This window comes from Aquimonas sp., from assembly GCF_044377145.1.
In the GTDB taxonomy this organism is placed as follows: domain Bacteria; phylum Pseudomonadota; class Gammaproteobacteria; order Xanthomonadales; family Xanthomonadaceae; genus Aquimonas.
Genome location: NZ_JBILJQ010000032.1, coordinates 23,631 through 41,795, shown reverse-complemented (window position 1 = coordinate 41,795; position 18,165 = coordinate 23,631). Strand labels below are relative to the sequence as shown.

Annotated in this window: 14 protein-coding genes and 1 tRNA gene; 6 read left to right on the top strand and 9 right to left on the bottom strand. The window is 66.1% G+C overall.

Translation table 11 applies throughout. The features are described 5' to 3' along the window. Window positions 1-49: 49 nt before the first annotated feature. Complete coding sequence (locus ACIQ7H_RS11385; protein WP_395791481.1) at window positions 50-949, top strand: 23S rRNA (adenine(2030)-N(6))-methyltransferase RlmJ; 900 nt, start codon at window positions 50-52, stop codon at window positions 947-949. A gap of 2 nt (window positions 950-951) precedes the next feature. After that, entirely contained in the window at window positions 952-1,437 is a 486-nt protein-coding gene (locus ACIQ7H_RS11380) for a Slp family lipoprotein (protein WP_395791479.1), read from the top strand. 184 nt (window positions 1,438-1,621) lie between these two features. On the opposite strand, the gene ACIQ7H_RS11375 is transcribed toward ACIQ7H_RS11380, so the two are convergent. Next, complete coding sequence (locus tag ACIQ7H_RS11375; RefSeq protein ID WP_395791477.1) at window positions 1,622-3,205, bottom strand: IPTL-CTERM sorting domain-containing protein; 1,584 nt, start codon at window positions 3,203-3,205, stop codon at window positions 1,622-1,624. Between the two features lie 443 nt (window positions 3,206-3,648). Between ACIQ7H_RS11375 and ACIQ7H_RS11370 the strand changes: the two genes are divergently transcribed. After that, window positions 3,649-4,152, top strand: coding sequence for a macro domain-containing protein (locus ACIQ7H_RS11370; RefSeq protein ID WP_395791475.1), 504 nt, complete (start codon window positions 3,649-3,651; stop codon window positions 4,150-4,152). Between the two features lie 219 nt (window positions 4,153-4,371). Continuing rightward, a complete protein-coding gene (locus ACIQ7H_RS11365) occupies window positions 4,372-6,129 on the top strand; it encodes an ABC transporter ATP-binding protein (RefSeq protein WP_395791473.1) in 1,758 nt (585 codons plus the stop codon). 356 nt (window positions 6,130-6,485) lie between these two features. On the opposite strand, the gene ACIQ7H_RS11360 is transcribed toward ACIQ7H_RS11365, so the two are convergent. Next, window positions 6,486-6,576, bottom strand: a tRNA-Ser gene (locus tag ACIQ7H_RS11360). 256 nt (window positions 6,577-6,832) lie between these two features. Between ACIQ7H_RS11360 and ACIQ7H_RS11355 the strand changes: the two genes are divergently transcribed. Continuing rightward, window positions 6,833-7,537, top strand: a complete 705-nt coding sequence (locus ACIQ7H_RS11355; protein ID WP_395791507.1) for a PP2C family protein-serine/threonine phosphatase — start codon at window positions 6,833-6,835, stop codon at window positions 7,535-7,537. 278 nt (window positions 7,538-7,815) lie between these two features. Here ACIQ7H_RS11355 and ACIQ7H_RS11350 read toward each other — a convergent pair whose 3' ends face one another. Next, window positions 7,816-8,451: a M24 family metallopeptidase gene (locus ACIQ7H_RS11350; RefSeq protein ID WP_395791505.1), complete on the bottom strand. Its 636-nt coding sequence runs from the start codon at window positions 8,449-8,451 to the stop codon at window positions 7,816-7,818. 309 nt (window positions 8,452-8,760) lie between these two features. On the opposite strand from ACIQ7H_RS11350, the gene rnt reads away from it, so the two are divergent. Continuing rightward, the gene (gene rnt, locus ACIQ7H_RS11345) at window positions 8,761-9,420 is read left to right on the top strand and encodes a ribonuclease T (protein WP_395791503.1); all 660 of its coding nucleotides are present in this window, start codon (window positions 8,761-8,763) and stop codon (window positions 9,418-9,420) included. A 146-nt stretch (window positions 9,421-9,566) separates the two neighbouring features. Here rnt and ACIQ7H_RS11340 read toward each other — a convergent pair whose 3' ends face one another. The 6 genes from ACIQ7H_RS11340 to ACIQ7H_RS11315 all read right to left on the bottom strand — a co-directional run bounded on the left by ACIQ7H_RS11340 (window position 9,567) and on the right by ACIQ7H_RS11315 (window position 18,164). Then, the gene (locus tag ACIQ7H_RS11340; RefSeq protein WP_395791471.1) at window positions 9,567-12,134 is read right to left on the bottom strand and encodes a M12 family metallo-peptidase; all 2,568 of its coding nucleotides are present in this window, start codon (window positions 12,132-12,134) and stop codon (window positions 9,567-9,569) included. A 206-nt stretch (window positions 12,135-12,340) separates the two neighbouring features. Then, window positions 12,341-12,664: a low molecular weight protein tyrosine phosphatase family protein gene (locus ACIQ7H_RS11335; protein ID WP_395791501.1), complete on the bottom strand. Its 324-nt coding sequence runs from the start codon at window positions 12,662-12,664 to the stop codon at window positions 12,341-12,343. Between the two features lie 225 nt (window positions 12,665-12,889). Next, window positions 12,890-13,336: a hypothetical protein gene (locus ACIQ7H_RS11330; RefSeq protein WP_395791469.1), complete on the bottom strand. Its 447-nt coding sequence runs from the start codon at window positions 13,334-13,336 to the stop codon at window positions 12,890-12,892. 96 nt (window positions 13,337-13,432) lie between these two features. Further along, window positions 13,433-14,284 (bottom strand): DUF3025 domain-containing protein, encoded by an 852-nt coding sequence (locus tag ACIQ7H_RS11325; RefSeq protein ID WP_395791467.1) that lies wholly within the window; start codon window positions 14,282-14,284, stop codon window positions 13,433-13,435. A 2-nt stretch (window positions 14,285-14,286) separates the two neighbouring features. Continuing rightward, window positions 14,287-15,630, bottom strand: a complete 1,344-nt coding sequence (gene rimO, locus ACIQ7H_RS11320; RefSeq protein ID WP_395791465.1) for a 30S ribosomal protein S12 methylthiotransferase RimO — start codon at window positions 15,628-15,630, stop codon at window positions 14,287-14,289. A gap of 134 nt (window positions 15,631-15,764) precedes the next feature. Next, complete coding sequence (locus ACIQ7H_RS11315; RefSeq protein WP_395791463.1) at window positions 15,765-18,164, bottom strand: WD40/YVTN/BNR-like repeat-containing protein; 2,400 nt, start codon at window positions 18,162-18,164, stop codon at window positions 15,765-15,767. Window position 18,165 lies beyond the last annotated feature (1 nt).

Below are 18,165 nucleotides of genomic sequence, written 5' to 3'. Positions count from 1 at the left end.
GTGCGCTCTTTGCAGCCTTTGGTCGGCAGGCGTACGCCATAATGCCGGCATGAATTACAAGCACAGCTTCCATGCCGGCAACTTCGCCGACGTACTCAAACACGCCGCCCTGCTCGGGCTGATCGAGGCTTTTCAGCGCAAAGACAGCGGCTTTCTGCTGGTCGATACCCACGGCGGCCGAGGTGGCTATCTGCTGGACGCAGGTGACGCCCAACGCACCGGCGAATCCGAGGGCGGCATCCTCAAATTGATCGATCGCCGCCCGATCGAACAGCAGCCCAAGCGCAAGGCCACGCCACCGCCGCTGCTGGCCGCCTATTTGGAGGCCGTGGACCGCTTCGATGCGGAGACCTTCCCCACCGGCGGCAATACCATCGCCGCGCTGCGCGCTTACCCGGGCTCGCCCTTGCTGGCGGCGCGCGCGCTGCGGCCGCAGGATCGCTTGATCGTCTGCGAGCTGCAGCCCGGCGAGCACTCCGCACTGTCGAAGGCGTTGGCGCCCTACCCCAATGCACGCTCGGAGCTGCGCGATGGCTATGCGGCAGTACGTGCCCTGGTGCCACCGCCCGAGCGCCGCGCGCTGGTGCTGATCGACCCGCCGTACGAGGCGCAGGAAGACGAGTACGACGCGATTCTCGGCGCGGTTCGCGATGGACTGGCACGCTTCGCCCAATGCAGCTTCGCGATCTGGTTTCCGATCAAGCGCCGTGCCGGTGTGGCCCGCTTTCTGCGTCGCGCCGCCGACCTTCCTGCGCAATCGGTGCTGCTGGCCGAACTGCTGGTGCGGCCGGACGATTCGCCGCTGCGCATGAACGGCTGCGGCCTGGTGCTGGTGAACCCGCCGTACCGGTTCGATCAGGCACTGGCGCAGGCGCTGCCGGTGCTGCGCGACAGCCTTGGCGAACAGTTGCCCAGCTCGCGGCTCGACTGGCTGAAGAAGGAAGCCTGAGCATGCGCCCGCTGGCGGTCACCCTGGTGTTGCTGCTCGGCGGCTGCGTCGCCACGCCGGTGTTCAAACACATCCCCGCGCACGCCAGCCCGGCGCCACGGGATGTCGCCCGCAGCATCAACGAGCAGCTGGAGCGCAGCGTGCTCTGGGGCGGCATGGTGATCGAGCTGCGCGAATTCGCCGGCCATGCCGCGATCGAACTGCTGGGCTATCCGCTCGATGCGCAGGCGCGACCGGTGCCGCAGGCCCGCGACGGTGGCCGCTTCATCGCGGTGCGCGCAGGACGCCTCGACCCGGCGGAAGTGGTGCCCGGGCGCTTTGTCACCGTATCGGGCCGGATCAGCGGGGAGCGCCTCGGCCGGTTGAACGGCGAAGACTACATTTGGCCCGAGGTCGATGCGCTCGAAATGCACCTGTGGCCGCGCGACCTGAATCTCCGCGAGCATCCGCGTACCCGCATCGGCCTTGGTGTACAGCTGAGTCGCTAGCCGACCCACACGCAGACCTCAGCATCGGGCGCCACACGGACCGGGTAGGCGTACTGATGTCTGAGCAGCCTGCCGGCGCGACCGGATTCGCCACTCAGGCAATCACCGCGGCCACGCAGAAACAAGCGAGCCCCGGAATCGCTCCTGGGGCTCGCGCGGCAACGCTATCGATGCAAGCGTGGAATCAGTCGCGACGACGCACCATTGCAACGGCAATCAAACCGATCAGCATGGCCAGCAGGCCCAACCCCCAAGGCGACAGAGTGTCGACCTGCTGAGGGGCCGGGGGAATGTTGACGCCGGTGCCGGTCAGAGAAACGCCAGCATTGCCTCCGTTCGTCGAGATGGTCACCGCGCTGGAGAACGCACCGGCCGTCGTGGGTGAGAAGCCGTAGATCAAGGTGCAGCTGGCTCCAGCCTGCAGCACGAACGGGGTGGCGCCACAGGAACCGGCGGTGGTCAGCGCAAACGGCGCGGTCGGGGCGCTGATGGAGGAAACAGTCAAGGGGCCTGCGCCGGTGTTGCTGACAGTCACCGTGCGCTGCTGCGTGCCGCCGATGTTCTGATTGGCGAACGCGACGGCGGCGGCCGACACCGAAAGCGTTCCGCTTGAGCCCGTGCCATTCAACGCCACCGGGAAGCCGCCGCCGACCGCAACACCAACGCCAGAGGTGCAGCTGAGCGACGCTGGGCGGGCGCCAAGTGCACCGGCGGTGAAGCGGACGGGCAGATTGACGCTGGCGCCCGGCGCCACCGCGATCGGGAATGCCGGCGCCGGCGAGAACGAGAAGTCGCCTGCGTTGGCGCCACCGAAGGTGCAACCGGTGAGGGTGACATTTCCCGTGTTTCCTGCGCTGGCGCTGACCACGACGTTCTGCGTGGCGGTGCCCGTGCCGACGCCACCGCTGAAGCTCAATGCGGATGGGGATACGGTGTAGTTGAACGTGCCGGTGACACCCTCGTCGAAGCTGAAGGTATCGATGCCGACGAAGTTGGAGTTGGCGCCTTCTGGACCCGCGCTGGTCTGGATGAAATGGCGGAACGCGATGCGGCCGCTACCGGTGGTGGGAATGCCCGCGGCGTTGTTGATGGTGACCTGGCACCATGCGCCTTCCACGGTGCCATTGATCACCGAGTTCGGCGCGCCAAGCACGAAGCCACCGGCGGGACAGGTCACAAAAGCCTGTGCCAGGGTCGGGTTGATGTCCGCGAGCAGGGTGGTGAAGGTGCCGACGTCGGTCACCGCGGTGCCGACATCCGGCGTGCCGGTGTCAGCCGCGGTGCTCAGGCGCACCTGGATGCGGTCAGCAAAATTGGTCCCCGTGACGTTGGCGCTGCGGAAGTAGAACGACAGCTGCGCGCCGGTGCCAAAGTTCACCCGCGGGCTGACCAGCCAGGTGCTGATCGGATTCGAGCCCGTGGTGGAATTGAAGTTCATGCTGGCATAGGTAGTCGCGCCGCCATCCTGCGCAACGAACGGCGCCGGGTCGCTGGGGTTGAAGATGCAGGTCGTGCCGGCCGGCGAAGCGTTGTTGCGACCAAACCAGCCCGCCATCGCCGGCTGGTTGAGCGCGCAGACCCCCGCCACAGCGGCGTTGGGCGCGGTCGCGACCGAAGTGAAATCCTGGGTGATCACCGCGCGCGGCAGAAAGCCTCCATGCGGCGCAACGACCGTCGTGTCCGGGATCGTCCCCGGCCGCGCGCCCCCCTGCGCCATCGCGGCGAATGCAAATGACAAGGCCAGCGGCGCCAGAGCCCACTTCTTCATAGAACGCATCGAGTTTCTCCCCGTTGTTGATCGTTGCTTCCGAGCGCGCGAGCACCACCCCGGTGCCAGTGCCCCCTTCGGCCGCCGACTGTATCCGCGCGATCGCCGCCTTCACAACGTGCCTGCGCGGGCAGACGCAGCGCGAACTTCACCCCGCTTCTTCACACCTGAATGCAGTCGTTTGAAATTGCTGCCTTTCTGCGCAACGTGGCGTGCGGCACACAGATTGCAAATTATGTTGTATCAATCACGCCACCCAACACCCAGGCGGTCTGCTTGCGCTGTGACCGGCCGATGCGATCACAGCCGGCGCTGTCGAGCGGCTCCCCCGTCTTGCCCCGTCAGCGCGGTGGAAGACCGCTCTGCCACTTGACCGCAGTCAAGCGAGGCTGACGCGGCCGGGCTCAGCATGGGCTCACACCCACACGCCTTCAGGAGGCCCCATGATCCGCTACGTATCCGGTGATATCCGCTTCAGCCAAGCCGATGCCATCGCCCACGGTGTCGCCCCCAACGATGCCTTTGATCAGGGTCTGGCCTTCGCCCTGCACGAGGCCGTGCCGGCGATGTACAAGGACTTCCGCCACTACTGCCACACCCAGCACCCGAAGGCCGGCGGCCTGTGGACTTGGGGCGGGGTGTACCCGAACCGCATCGTTGCATTGTTCACCCAGGAAGCCGCCTACGATCACGGTGCGCGCGCCGGCAAGGCCAGCGTGCACAACGTCAACCATGCCCTGCGCGCGCTGGCCAAAGCAGCCCAGCAGGAAGGCTGGACCAGCCTCGCGCTGCCGCGCTTGGCCACCGGCGTTGGCGGCCTGGGCTGGGCCGAGGTCAAACCCTTGATCGAGCAGCAGCTCGGCGAGCTCGACATCACGGTGATCGTGTACGAAACCTACCGGCCGGGTGAAAAGGCCGACGAGGGGCTTCCCGCACGCGCGGCCTGACCCGTTCAGCACCCGAACTCTGTCAAACGGCCGGCCTTCGGGTCCGGCCGTTTGCGTGTCTGCAGCCCGGCACAGGTATGCCGAAGTGCGTGGGATCGCATCGACACGAGGTGTCGAGAAGCGGTCGGCCGATGCGGAGCTCAGCATCCGCGCAAGAGTGAATCCGCACCCCGGACAGCGCGTAAGCTTCCGCTCCCCTGGCTCCGCGCGAACTCCGCCATGCACCCACTGCGCCGCCTCCTCGGCCACGCCCACAGCTATCGGCACAATGCCGCCGTAGCCTCGGTCTACACCGTGCTCAACAAGGTCTTCGATGTGCTGCCGGAGATCCTGATCGGCATCGCGGTCGACGTGGTGGTCAACCAGCGCGAGTCGTTCATCGCCGGCCTCGGTCTGCCTGATCCATTGCATCAGTTGCTGCTGCTGACCGCGCTGACCGTGCTGATCTGGGGCTTTGAATCGCTGACCGAATACCTGGCGATGGTGCGCTGGCGCAACCTGGCGCAAAGCCTGCAGCACGACCTGCGCATCCAGGCCTATGCGCATCTGCAGGGCATGGCGCCGGGCCGGCTGGCCGACGCGCGCAGCGGCCGGCTGTCATCGGTACTGAACGAGGACGTGCACCAGATCGAGCGCTTCATGAATGCCGGTGCGCACGATCTGATCCAGGTGTTCTGCTCTACCCTGCTGGTCGGCGCGGTGTTCTTCGCGCTGTCGGCGCCGCTGGCGATCCTGGCCCTGCTGCCGGTGCCGCTGATCCTGTTCGGCGCGTTCTGGTTCATGCGTCGCTTGCAGCCACGCTATGCCGCCACCCGCGAGGCCGCGGCCGACATCTCGCAACGCCTCAGCAACAACCTGCAGGGCATGGCGACCATCCAGGCCTACACCGCCGAGGCCGCCGAACTGGCCCACATCGAAGCCGCCAGCCAGGCCTATCGACAGCGCAACGCCGAAGCAATCAAGGTCGCCGCCGCGATTACCCCGGTGATCCGCATCGCGATCCTGGCCGGCTTCGTCGCCACCCTGCTCTACGGCGGCGTGCTCACCCTGCGCGGCGAGCTGGGCGTCGGCAGCTACTCGGCCCTGGTCTATCTGACCCAGCGCCTGCTGTGGCCGCTGACCCGGCTGGCCGAGCTCACCGACCTGTACCAGCGCAGCATGACCTCGGTGCGCCGCGTATTCGATCTGCTCGACCTGCCGCAGCCAGCCGAAACCGGCAGCCGTGAGCTGTCGACGCGACCGCAGGGTGCGCTGGCATTCGAAGGCATCGACTTCGGCTACGGCGGCCGCGCCGTGCTGCACGCGGTCGACCTCGCCGTACCGGCCGGCCACACCGTCGGCCTGGTCGGCGCCACCGGCAGCGGCAAGAGCACCCTGATCAAACTGCTGCTGCGTTTCGAGAGTCCGCAGGCCGGGCGCATCACCCTGGATGGCGAGACCATCGACAGCCTGCCGCGCAGCCAGCTGCGCAAGCACATTGGCCATGTCGCCCAGGACCCGTTCCTGACCGACGGCAGCGTGGCCGAGAACATCGCCTACGGTGATCCTCGCCCGGACCGCAGCCGGATCGAAGCCGCCGCCCGCGATGCCGAAGCGCTGGGCTTTATCGAGCGACTGCCGGACGGCCTTGACACCCAGGTCGGCGAGCGCGGGCACACGCTGTCGGGCGGCCAGCGCCAGCGCATTGCCCTCGCCCGCGCGCTGTATCGCGATCCGGTGCTGCTGGTGCTGGACGAGGCGACCTCGGCGGTCGACAACGAGACCGAGGCAGCGATTCAGCGTTCGCTGGCGCGCGCATCCAAGGGGCGCAGCGTGCTGGTGGTGGCGCATCGGCTGTCCACCGTGCGACACGCCGACGCCATCCACGTGATGGACGAAGGCCGCATCGTCGAATCTGGCAGCCACGATCAACTGCTGATGCGCAACGGCCTCTACGCTGGCCTGTGGCGCCTGCAGACCGGAGAAGCATCAGACTGAATTGTTCACTGCCGACCCGCATGTCCCCGCCAGCAGTTCGGGGTTCGGACAGGTGGGCAACGGTGCACAGCGATGCCGGCGACATCACGGCTCCACGAGGCGCACTTGTGCACAAGCAGGACCCGACGAAAGCAGGGATGCCACGCCCTGGCCGACGGCCGGGCTGGCAAGCTGTGGCAGTCGCCGTACATCGCGATCATTGAACGCGGCTCCGTTGATCGCGGATCGGCCGGAACAGTGGCAGAGGCACCATATGCGCTGCGAGCGAAGCACCGACCCAAGTATGGGACAGGGTGTGGGACGCCAGCCCCAAGAACGCGAAAGGCCCTGACTTCTCAGGGCCTCCGGCGTTTGTCTGGCGGAGAAGGAGGGATTCGAACCCTCGTTACGTCGGAGACGTAAACCGGATTTCGAATCCGGCGCATTCGACCACTCTGCCACCTCTCCAAAGGTGCTCGCACGGGCAGCTGTGCTGTCTGCGGCGGCGCTGAAGCGACCGCCCTGCGAGGCCGCGGATCATACGCAGAGGCGGCAGCTCGCACAAGCCTTGCCAACATCACCTGCGGCGAGTGCTCGATGCCGGAGTGTGTCAATGAATGTCCGGATGGCGGACGCGGCGGCGTTTCTGCGTATACGATTACAGAGAACTTATGTCCCTTTACCCGGCACCGCACCGGTCAATCCCCTTCAAGAGTCCGCATGCATGATCGAATTCGGCCTACTCAGTCATGTCGGACTGCGCCGCGAGCACAACGAAGACACCTACTACGGCGATAGTGAGCTGGGCTTGTGGTTGGTCGCGGACGGCATGGGAGGTCACGAGTTCGGCGAGGTCGCCAGCGCCATGGCGCGCGACTCGATCGTCCGCGAAGTGCGCGCGGGCACCTCTTTGAGCATGGCGATCCAGCGCGCGGACGAAGAGCTGATCGATCACAGTCGCCGCCGCAGCGACGCGCTGCCGATGGGCACCACCGTCGCAGCGGTGCAACTGCACAAGGATCGCTTCGAGGTCGCCTGGGTGGGCGACAGTCGCGCCTATCTGTGGAATGGTCGACTTCAGCAGCTTTCGCAGGATCATTCCTACGTGCAGGAGCTGATCGACCAGGGCGCCATCACCGCCGAGCAGGCGCGCAGCCATCCACATCGCAACGTGGTCACTCAGGCGCTGGGCGTGACCGACCCTGAGAACCTGCGGGTGGAAACCATCAGCGGCGAGCTCAAGCCCGGCATGCAGCTACTGCTCTGCAGCGACGGTCTGACCGAGGAAGTGGATGACGCTGAAATCGAGCGCACCTTGGGTCGCAGTGACTTGAGCGCACAAGAGTGCGTTGACCAACTGATCGTCGCGGCACTGGACGGCGGCGGGTCGGACAACGTCACCGTGCTGCTGCTTCGCCGCCATAACTGAACCGGCTGTCGGGCCGAACGGCCTCTGCTACGACGCCGACCATTGCCAAAGGCTTGCGCCAGTTCGAGAACCTCGATCGGTGCTGCGAGGCGCGCCGCACGCCCACCGCCCACACGTGGCATGCACGGACTCTGCCGCGCTCGCGGGCCGGCCTGTGCAGACGGAGAGCCCGCTGTCGATCTGTGCTCGTGTTTGCGATCCCAGCCCAAGGTTCGGGCTGTGCCCAATGCGCCAGCGCGCGACCGGCCACAGCCGTAGAGCACACGGCGGGCGGCCGATCACGGCAACAGCAGATCCTCAAAGAAGGCGCCGATCGGCAGGCTCGGATGACGGATCTGGATTTCCAGCACCCACAGGCCCGGCGCCGGCGAGAATTCGGCCGCTGCGAGTTTCCCGCCCTTGTGCACCGCGTGCGGGAAGTCGCCCAGACGATGCCCAGGCGCACCCAGATTCAGCACATAGCCGGCCGCAAGCGCGCGCTGCTCAGCCAAGTGATACAGCTCGCGCCCGCTTGCACCGGTGCGCCAAACGGCGGCGATCTGGTCGAACAGAGTGCGCGCGGCCGCTGCGATCGAGTGCAGCGCGGGGGCGTCGCCAGTGCAGAAGGTGTCTCCGTAGTCGCCTTCATGTCCCGCCCACACCGGGCCGATATCGATGAAGAACAGATCGTCCTCACCCAGCACAACATCAGGCTCCGACGCCTCCTTGTAGAGCTTCAGCGTGTTGCGTCCGAAACGGATGTGGGTCGGATGCCAGATCCGCTCGAAACCGAGCTCGGCGAATACTTCCGCGGCCAAACGCTCGGCATCGGATTCACGCATCCCGGGGCGAATACCTGCCGCTATGCGCTCGACCGCCTGCCGCGAACGCTGTCGCGCCTGCAGCAGCGCCGCAGCGTCGAAGCTCTCGCCCACCCCCTCGCCCACATTGGGGCCAGCGCCCAACGACACCTCGTTCCGATCCATGTTGAGCAAACCTTTGCCGACAAGCCCCGATGGCCGCGAACCATGCGTCCAACTCGTGGCAGCGTCAAGCCATCGCGCCCACCGCAGCACCTGCTGCGGGTCGTTCCAGAGCCAACTGCTATTCTGAGCGCCGATGAAATCCGAACACACCACACCCAACGCAGCACCACATCACCCCGCCACACTCATCGCGCAGCTCGTTCGTGCGCGGCTGCAGCGAGGCGATCGATCGTGAACCCGGTGATGCCAGCCACCCGCATGACCGCGCGATTCCGCGGCTTTCTGCCCGTTGTGGTGGATGTCGAGACCGGCGGCTTCGACGCCGAACGCCATGCGCTGCTGGAGATTGCCGCCACGCCGATCGAGATGGACGAGAGCGGCCGCGTGTTTCCCGGGACCACCATATCGACTCACGTGACGCCGTTTCCCGGCTCGGAAATCGACCCGCGGGCGCTTGAAATCACCGGCATCGATGTCGACCACCCGTTTCGGGGCGCGATCAATGAACGCGCCGCTCTGGATCATCTGTTCGTGCCGATCCGCGCGGCCATGCGCAAGTACGACTGCCAGCGCGCCATCCTGGTCGGGCACAACGCATCCTTTGACCTCGGGTTCGTGAACGCCGCGATCCGTCGCACCGGGCACAAGCGCAGCCCTTTCCATCCCTTCAGTTGTTTCGACACCGCCACGCTCGGCGGGCTTGCCTACGGACAAACAGTGCTCAGCCGAGCAGCTCAGGCCGCAGGCCTGCAATGGAACGCGGCCGAAGCGCATTCAGCGGTGTACGACACCGAAATGACCGCCGAACTGTTCTGTCGCATCGTCAATCGCTGGCGCGAGCTCTGTACGCTGGATGTGACTGCTGTGGATCAGGTCCTGCTGCAAACGCCGCAGGACGAGACCGCCATCCAGGATTGATCGCTACCCCCAGCGCCGCGCCTGCTGTACGGCGACGCGAATGCGCTGTGCCGCATAGCCAAGCCCAGATCCGGTCTGGGAGGCCGCTCAAGTCGTCGATCTGTTGATGCACCTTGGGTCTCAGCGAGCCGCACCGGGCGCGTCAATCACTCGAAGCCGTCCGCGAACAGGTAGGCATCGCTCATCACCACGACGTTGACTGTTCTCGTTCCGGTCAACGGTCCGCCGCCGAGGTTGCCTTGATCGTTGATGCCAAGGCTCACAGTCACACTGCCCGAGGCAGACGACGGTGCCACGAACAGCACAGGTGTCGATGTGACGAAGGCGTTCAGTGCCGACAGCGTGCCCGCCAGACTGAGGCTGGCACTGCCCGATCCTGCCACCGTCACGCCCCCCGCACTGCTCGCACTGAAACTGCCGACCGCGGTTGAGTAAGTCGCAACAACCGAGATCGCGCCGCTGGGTGCATCCGGGTCGGCATAGCTGACACCCGTGATCGCCACCGATTGCCCGGCCTGCACCTGCCTGGATATCGGCGCAGATACTGTTGGCGGATCGTTCACTGCAGCCAACTGCAGGCTCAGCGTGCCCTGCGCCTGCCGAGGCGGGCCGGGCGTGTTGCCCTGGTCGTCGATGGACACCGTCAGGCTGATCTCACCGTTGGCATTCGGGGCGCCGAGATAGCCCAGCGAGCCCGCGCTGATAAAGCTGTCGAGGTTCGCGATCGAGCCGCTGAGGGTGCGCGCGGTTGCGGTGCCTCCGACGCTGACGCCGCCGCTGCTGGTCGCCGACAGCGTGCCGGCCGGTACCGAGAACGTCGCGAGCACGCTGGCAGTGCCGGCATCGATATCGGCGAAGCTCAGCGGGCGCACCGCACCCGCCTCGTCCTCGCTCAGGGCGATCAAAGCCGGCAGGCTGAGCGTGGGCGGATCGTTGACCGCGCTGATATTGATCGTCGCGGTGCGCGATGCCTGACTGCTCCCATCACTCACCTGCAGCGACAGCGTAACCGCCCCGTTGGCATTCGCAGCGGGCGCATAGCCCAGGGCTCCGGCGGTGATGAAACTGTTGAGAGCCGCCGGCGAACCGACCAGCGTGCGTGTGCTCGCGGTGCCGCCCACCGTGACGCCACCGCCCGCACTTGCATTGAGGCTGCCGTTGCCGGCGGGCAGACTGAAGCTTGCGGTCAGGCTGGCGCTGTCCGCATCGGTGTAGCTGATGCCCGTCAATGCGAGCGTGGTGTCTTCGCTGGCAGCAAAGCTCGCCGGTGCATTGATGGTTGGCGCCGGGTTGCCTCCGATCGGCGCGAGGCAGGAGCCCGGCTGGCTGGCCAGTCGTGCGTTCAGTTGGGTGACGTGGGTGGGATGCAGTTCGGTCGACACGCCGCAGCCCAAACCATTCAGATGGCAATAGGACATCAAGGTGCCTTGCGGCGCCAACGGCGACTCGCCGCCGCTTGGACAGGCCTGGGCACCTGCGTAGCAGCCCTGCCCGGACTCACCGCTGAAGCAGCGGTCGATGGTGCCGGTAGACGCCTGTGCGCCGTTGCTCGAACTGGCGCAGTGCGTATGCCGAGCGCCCAGGTTGTGGCCGAGCTCGTGGGCAACCAGATACGCATCCTGTGCGGCGGTCAGGCCGGGATTGCGGAACACCTGATTGACGCTGTAATGCCCACCCGTTGCACTCGTGGCCGTGCAGTAGGTGCCGCTTGTCAGCAGCCAGGCGATGCCGGAGGAACTGTTCTGATTGCCCGACTTGCCCGACAGCATCAGTGCAAACGCGCGCGGCACACCGGACTGGTTGCTGCTCCACCAGCTGCCGAACTCATTCAAGGCGGCGCTGTTGGCCGAGGTGCTCGTGTTGTTGTACGGGTCCGGCGTTGTTGACGGCCGCAGAATCACCGTGCCCTGCACCAGCCGCAGCTGCAGGCCGTATTGGGCGGGATCGTCCTCGTAGATCGCGTTCAGCGCCGTCACCAGAGCCGCGACATAGCTGGTGGCGGATGCGGTGTTGTTGGAGAACTTGCTGAGCAGCAGTTCGTTGTCCGTGTCGATCGCCAGGGTCACCTGCCGCGTCGCCACCTTCGGTGCGAATGAGCCGGCCGCACCACGCGCCAACAGCGCATCGGACGGCTGCAGTGGCTGTGAAATGCGCGGCCGCGCCTTGGTCAGCGCATCCGCCGCAGCGCCCATATCGCCCGAGCAGGTCGCATCGGTAACGCTGCCGTCGGCAAGCGGCGCATCCGTAGCGCGCGCCTGCAGCTCAAGACCTCGCGCATCGGCGTCGCCGCTCAGCGCATACATGCGCCCCGCGCGCAGCAACACGCCTTCGGCGCGGCCGGTGTCGGGATCGAAACTGAGCCCGATACGCTGGCCGGCGCTGGCCTCCGCCACGAAATGCAAGCGCGTATCGCGAGGCAGTTCGCGGTAGCCATCGGCGGTCGCTTCCAGCACCCTGGCGTCATCGGCGTACACCTCGATCCGACGCAGGCGTGCCTCCAGCGGCAGGGCAGCCTCGCCCGCGCGCATCGCTTCGCCGCTGTGCCAATGCAGCAGTACTCCGACCTCAGCACCCGGCTCCAGTGCACTCAGATCCGCGAGCGCCTCGCCGTCCAGCATGGCGAATGCGGCATCATCCGACGCGGCCCAGAGCAAACGTGGCAGCAGACAAGCCAGCACAAGGCAGATCACAACAGTTTTCGCGATGCGGTTCATCGGCGGGATCAGGTCACGCGGCAGCACGCCGCCAAGCCGCTGAGTCTAAACAGGATCGGCCGCGCGGCCTGTGACCCAGTGCGGACTCGAAATGCCGTCGTGTAGTGGAATCCCCGACTTTCTCTGACGAAAAAAGCGGGGCGCCGGCCTTGCGTTGGTTCAGTGGACCCGCTGGCCTGAGAACCCCGCAGTCAGCGCAGGCGCCGCTATTCGAAGCCGGGCAGGAACGTGCACACCTTCGATTTCAGCAGCTGCACCAGTTCCGGCTGCATGTAGCCATAGTCGTCGGGGATATCGAGACAGATGACGCGCTTGCCTGACAGATGCTGGCGGAAGCGCTTGCCCAGCCGAACACGATGATTCTTCTCCATCACGAAGATGAGGTCAGCCCAGGCCAGCAGCTCGGGCGACACGGGATTGCCGGCTTCATTGCCCAAGCCCGCGGACTCCGTCTCAACACCCGGCCATGCGGCAAACACCTGCTCGGCCGTGGGGCTGCGGAGTCGGTTCTGGGTGCAGATGAAGAGCAGCTTGCGCGTCCTGTCAGGAAAGTGTGCCGTCCACGCGAGCTGTAGGCCAGAGCTCGTCTACAGCTCGCGCTCGCCTAGAGATTCCGCAGCACCTCATTGCAGGCGACACGTCCGAACCCTCGGGCCTCCCCAACCATCGGGCTTTGCGCTGTTTCGCGGCGACCTCTCGAATGCAAAACGCGACCGCGCGAGGCGGCCCGATGCAGCTCGCCTTGGCAACCGGCCTCAGCCCGGCAGGTACGCCGGGTCAATCGCGAGCCCTTCGCGCTCGTCGTCCCAGATCATATTGACGACGCGCCAGCGCTCGCCATCGTTGTACAACTGAACACTGTTGATGCCGCGCTTGATGAAGTCGGTGTGCTCGGCATCGCGCCAGGCCTCGTAGGTGCTGAACACCTGCGCGATATTGCCGAAGCGCTGGATCACCCGGTGGATTTCGACCTCGAAGAAGGGCGCGTCGCGGATCATCTGCTCGAAGTTGGCCGGGTAGTCCGCCGCCTTCATCTCCAGCGCCCAGGGTTTGCCGGCCTCGTCCACACCGGTGCGGAGCATGCGCGCGGTCGGCAGGAACATCTCCGCTTGTCGCGACCAGTCACGTCGATGCCCGGCTGGGCCGGAAACCTGGGCGTAGAGCGCGTCCAGCAGCGTGGAGATCGCAGCTTCATGGTCCACGGGACTGACTCCGTTCGAGGGGTCTGCTCATCTGGCCACGTCAAAGTGCCTGTGCCATCCGCCGAAGGTACCGGGACGGGAAACTGCAGTGGCTCGCTATTCGCCCGGCGTTGCGGTATGCATGGTCAGCGGCCGCGGATACACCCGCCCCATCCGCAGCGGCCGGAAGCACTCGCCCTCGCTCAGAAAGGCGGCTTCAGTGCTGCGCGGGTGCCAGCCCGGGATCAAGGCCGTGGGCAGTGGGCGCAGCTGCTGCGGGTCGGACAGCAGCTCGCTCTGGGCGATGCCATCCGCGATGCGACTGAACAGATTCGAGGCACTGGCCTCGGGATCCGCCAGCACCGCAATCGCCTTGGCTACCAGCATCGGCTCGGGCCACAGCGCGTGTTCGAGTAGCGCATGACCGAACACCCAGACATCGAGTGCCTCGGAATCAAGCTGCAGCCGTGTGCTGAGGCTGCCCCAGTCGTGCGCATCCCACAACGCCAGGGTGTGGATATCCGACACACGGACGATGGCGCCGGCTTCATCGAAATGGGTCAACGCACACTGGCCGCGGGTGCGTTGTGCCGCACCGACGGCCAGCACATCCGCCGCCTGCCGCGCATTGAGTGCGCTCTTGATCTGCGGGAAGCGCAGCCACACCAGCGCGTTCAGCAGGTCGTGCCAGTTGTCGGCGCGGGTAGGAATCTCGCCGCGCTCGAAAATCCGGGTTTCGTAGTGAATGCCCTCACCGAGCAGGGCTGCGGTCTGGTCCACGAATCGCAGGCGGGCGCCGGTCTGCGCGTGTTTGAGTCCGCAGGCACGCGCATTGAGCGTACCGACGTCGGGCCAGTGCTCGGCGCTCAGCAGGTCGAGCTCGAACCGGTAGGGCGCGAATGCCGGGTGTTCAAAGATTGAACGATCAACGGCATCGCGCGCAGGCGCCTGGAAGCGGCGTTTCGCCACCGTCAGTCCTCGTCGCCCTCGCCTTCGCCGATCAAGCCGAACAGGTCGTGCTCGTCGCTGCCGAGGATTCGCACATTGACGATATCGCCCGGCTTGACCCCCATCGCCTCGCCGTCCTGGATCTGCACCAGGCCATCGATCTCAGGCGCATCGAAACGCGAGCGACCGATCGCGAGCTCGCCTTCCAGGTGATCGATGATCACCGGCTGCACGGTGCCGACGCGGGTCTCCAGACGCTGCGCGCTGATCTCGGCCTGCAGCTCCATGAAGCGCTGCAGGCGCTCCTGCTTCACCTCTTCGGGCACGCTGCCGGGCAGATCGTTCGCGGCCGCGCCTTCCACCGCCGAGTAGGCGAAGGCGCCGACGCGGTCGAGCTGGGCTTCTTCAAGGAAATCCAGCAGCTCCTCGAAATCGTCCTCGGTTTCACCGGGGAAACCGACGATGAAGGTGCTGCGGATGGCGAGCTCCGGACAGGTCGCGCGCCAGCGCTGGATGCGCTCCAGGGTCTTGTCCACGGAACCCGGGCGCTTCATCGCCTTGAGGATCTTCTGGCTGGCGTGCTGGAACGGGATGTCGAGATAGGGCAGCAGCTTGCCCTCGGCCATCAGCGGGATGATGTCGTCAACGTGCGGGTACGGATACACGTAGTGCAGACGGGTCCAGATGCCGAGTTCAGACAAGCCTTCGCACAAGGCCTTCATTCGGGTCTGGTAGGTCTTGCCGCGCCATTCGCGCTCGGCGTACTTCACATCCACGCCGTAGGCCGAGGTGTCCTGCGAGATCACCAGCAGTTCGCGCACGCCGCCGCGAGTCAGCCTTTCGGCTTCGCGCAGCACATCATCGACCGGCCGGCTGACCAGATCGCCGCGCATGCTGGGGATGATGCAGAAGCTGCAGCGATGGTTGCAGCCTTCGGAAATCTTCAGGTACGCGAAGTGCTTGGGGGTCAGCTTGAGGCCGTAGTCCGGCATCAGATCGACGTAAGGATTGTGCTGCGGCGGCAGCACCTCGTGCACCGCGTTCATCACGCTGGCGTAGTCCTGCGGGCCACTGATGGCCAGCACTTCCGGGTGCGCCTCACGGATGGTTTCCGGGCGCTTGCCCAGGCAGCCGGTAACGATCACGCGACCGTTCTGGCTGATCGCCTCGCCGATCGCGTCCAGCGATTCGTCGATCGCGGAATCGATGAATCCGCAGGTGTTGACGACCACTACGTCCGCCTCGTCATAGGTCGGCACGATCTCGTAGCCCTCGACTTTGAGCTGGGTGAGGATGCGCTCGGAGTCGACCAGGGCCTTGGGGCAGCCAAGGCTGACGAAACCAACTTTGTGGGCGGTGCTGGACATGGGCGGCGACGGCTACGCGGGCGCGGCTGGGCGCGGGGCGCGGAGTATACCCCCCGACTCCTCAATGCGCCCCAGCGCCACAGCCTTGGCGCAGGAACGGCAGCACCTGCCCGATCAACCGACGGCGGCGCAACTCAGGGTTCGAACCCGTTGGCGAAGACCGCGTCGAGGCCGTCAAGTTTGAAATCCCAAATGCCGCGGCCGAACGTGGAAAAGCGCGCGGTGCGGAGCTCATCAACGTAGTCGACATGCCAGTAGGTCTGGTTGGGCGCACCCGCGCTGACGATGTCGATCCAGCGCTGCTGCGCCCGATCGTAGTAGAACGCGCCTGTCTCGGCTGCCGCGAACAGGTGCTGGCCATCGGAAGAGATCGCGAGGCCCAGCACCAGGGTGGAGGGCAGACCGGTCGACATCGGCGCAAAGCTGAGGCCGTCATTGGTCGACAGGTAGACGGCATTGCCATTGCCGCCGCCGTAGCCCGAGCCCGCTACGTACACGTGGCCGGGGCGCGCCGGGTCGGGCAGGATGCGCGCGCCGTAGAAGAACTGACCGTTGGGCAGCTGGCTGACCGTTTGCGTCCACGTGCCGGCGCTGCGCCGATAGAAGCGTGCGCCCGGGTTCGAGGCGCTCGCGGGCGTCGCCATTGCGTAGCGGGTCGCCCCGGCATGCGGCGAAACAGCAACCGCCGTGATCGCATCCAGAAAGTTGAAGGGGTCAGCCACACCGCTGATCGAGTTTCCAGCCACGCTCAGCTCGATCAGGTTGTGCGCTGTCCCGCCACCGATGCGTCCGCCCGCGAGCAGCACCTTGTTGGGTTCGCCCGGCAGCGCTGCCAGCGGCGGCAGGAACAGGGTTCCTCTGAGCTGGGCGCTGCCGAACTGGTAGTAGCGCAGGCCGCTCTGGTTGGTCGCCCCGGCATTGGTTTCGGCCATCGCAAACGTCGGATAGACGCTCCAGGTAGTGGCGCCACCGTTGGCCGAAACCAAGTGACCATAGTCGCCCGAGATGGTCTGCACGAAGGGCTGCGGGCCAGCCCCGGGGTTCAAGGCCTTCTGATAGCCCTGATCCTGGGCACCCGCAAAAATGTGGAAAGGCGCCTGCCGCAACGTGTAACTGCCGTAGTACTGCGACACGTTCAGGCCGCTGAGCGAGAGGTTCTGCACGCTCAGCAGTTGATCGGTGGACTCGTACAGCCCACCGTCGGTGCTCACGAAGACGCGCTCGACGTTCGAGGCATCAACGAACACATCGATGCCGCAGATGTCCGCGTGCAGCTTGGTCGCCGGCGAACCGTAGTACTCGCCCCAGGGATTCACGAGGGTCCAACTGGCGCCACCGTCGGCGCTGCGGAACAGGTCGACGCCACCCACGAACACGCGGCTGGGATCGCGGGTCGAACTCGCCACACTGTTGAGGCTGAACATCGAGGTCGGTGCTGGCGTTCGAGCTGTCCAGCTGGCACCGGCGTTCGCAGAGTAGTAAACGCGGGTCAGGCCGTCACCGTCATTCGAGTAGAACGCGAAGAGAAAGGTCTGTCCGCCCGTGGCAACGCCACCTGCGAGGGCCACGGTCTCAGCGCTGGTGAGCGTATGAGGCACGGTCGACACCGGCACGCGCGCATGCGTGCCCGGAGTGATCGTGAACAGCTGTGTGCCTGAAAGAAGGAACACTCGGGTGTCGCCGTAGCGAGGCGAGAACAAAGCAGCTTGGTTGCGCTCACCGACGAAGGCCACCGGGCTGAAGCTGGCGCCGCGGTCAACCGAGGCGAACAGATGCGTTCGCCAGGACGCTGGTGCGGTGAAGTCGTAGTGCACCCGCGCGTAGTACACCTCGCTGGCGGCGACGTCCCGCGCGACAAGCGCGGTTGCGTACCAGGGATTGTCCACACTGCTTCCACCTGGCGTCGCGAAGCTGGTGCCGCCGTTGTCGCTGAAGCGCACCTGTGCCGGCTGGTCCCCCAGCACCAGCAAGCGCTCACCGGCAGAACCGGCAAGCCGCAGCAGAAAGCCCTGAGCGCCATTCGACTCGAAGGCGGCGGCGTCATTGGTGCTGCTCCAGTTCAAGCTTGTGCGGTTGGCCCGCCACACGTTGCCGCCGTGGGACAGCACCGTCAGGCGCTGCTGGGCGCTGTCGAAGGCCGTCGCCAGCACGCGCCCCGACTGGTTGCTGGAGCCACGCTCGCTCCAGCTGCCGGACACAGCGGACGCACTGAACCGCAGGAGATCCTGGGGCTTTCCACTGGCGTCCAAGGCTGCTTCGCGCTGCGCCTGAAAGCGCTGGTCGCGCTCACTGCGATAGGCCGCGTCCAATGCGCCCGTGTCGACTCCGGGCGCGGCCAGCCGCATCGACGCGATCCAGGCGCGGCGCTGCCGCGAGAACTCCGATTTGCCCCCCTCGCCGGGAATCTGGTCCGTCGGCTTGGGCAGGTAGGGAGACTCGACCGGCTCAACCGGGCCGCCACGGAGACTCAAGCCGGCGAAGGCGACTGAGGCGAGAAAACCGAATAGCAGGGCGCCGCGCGTGATCAAACGCATG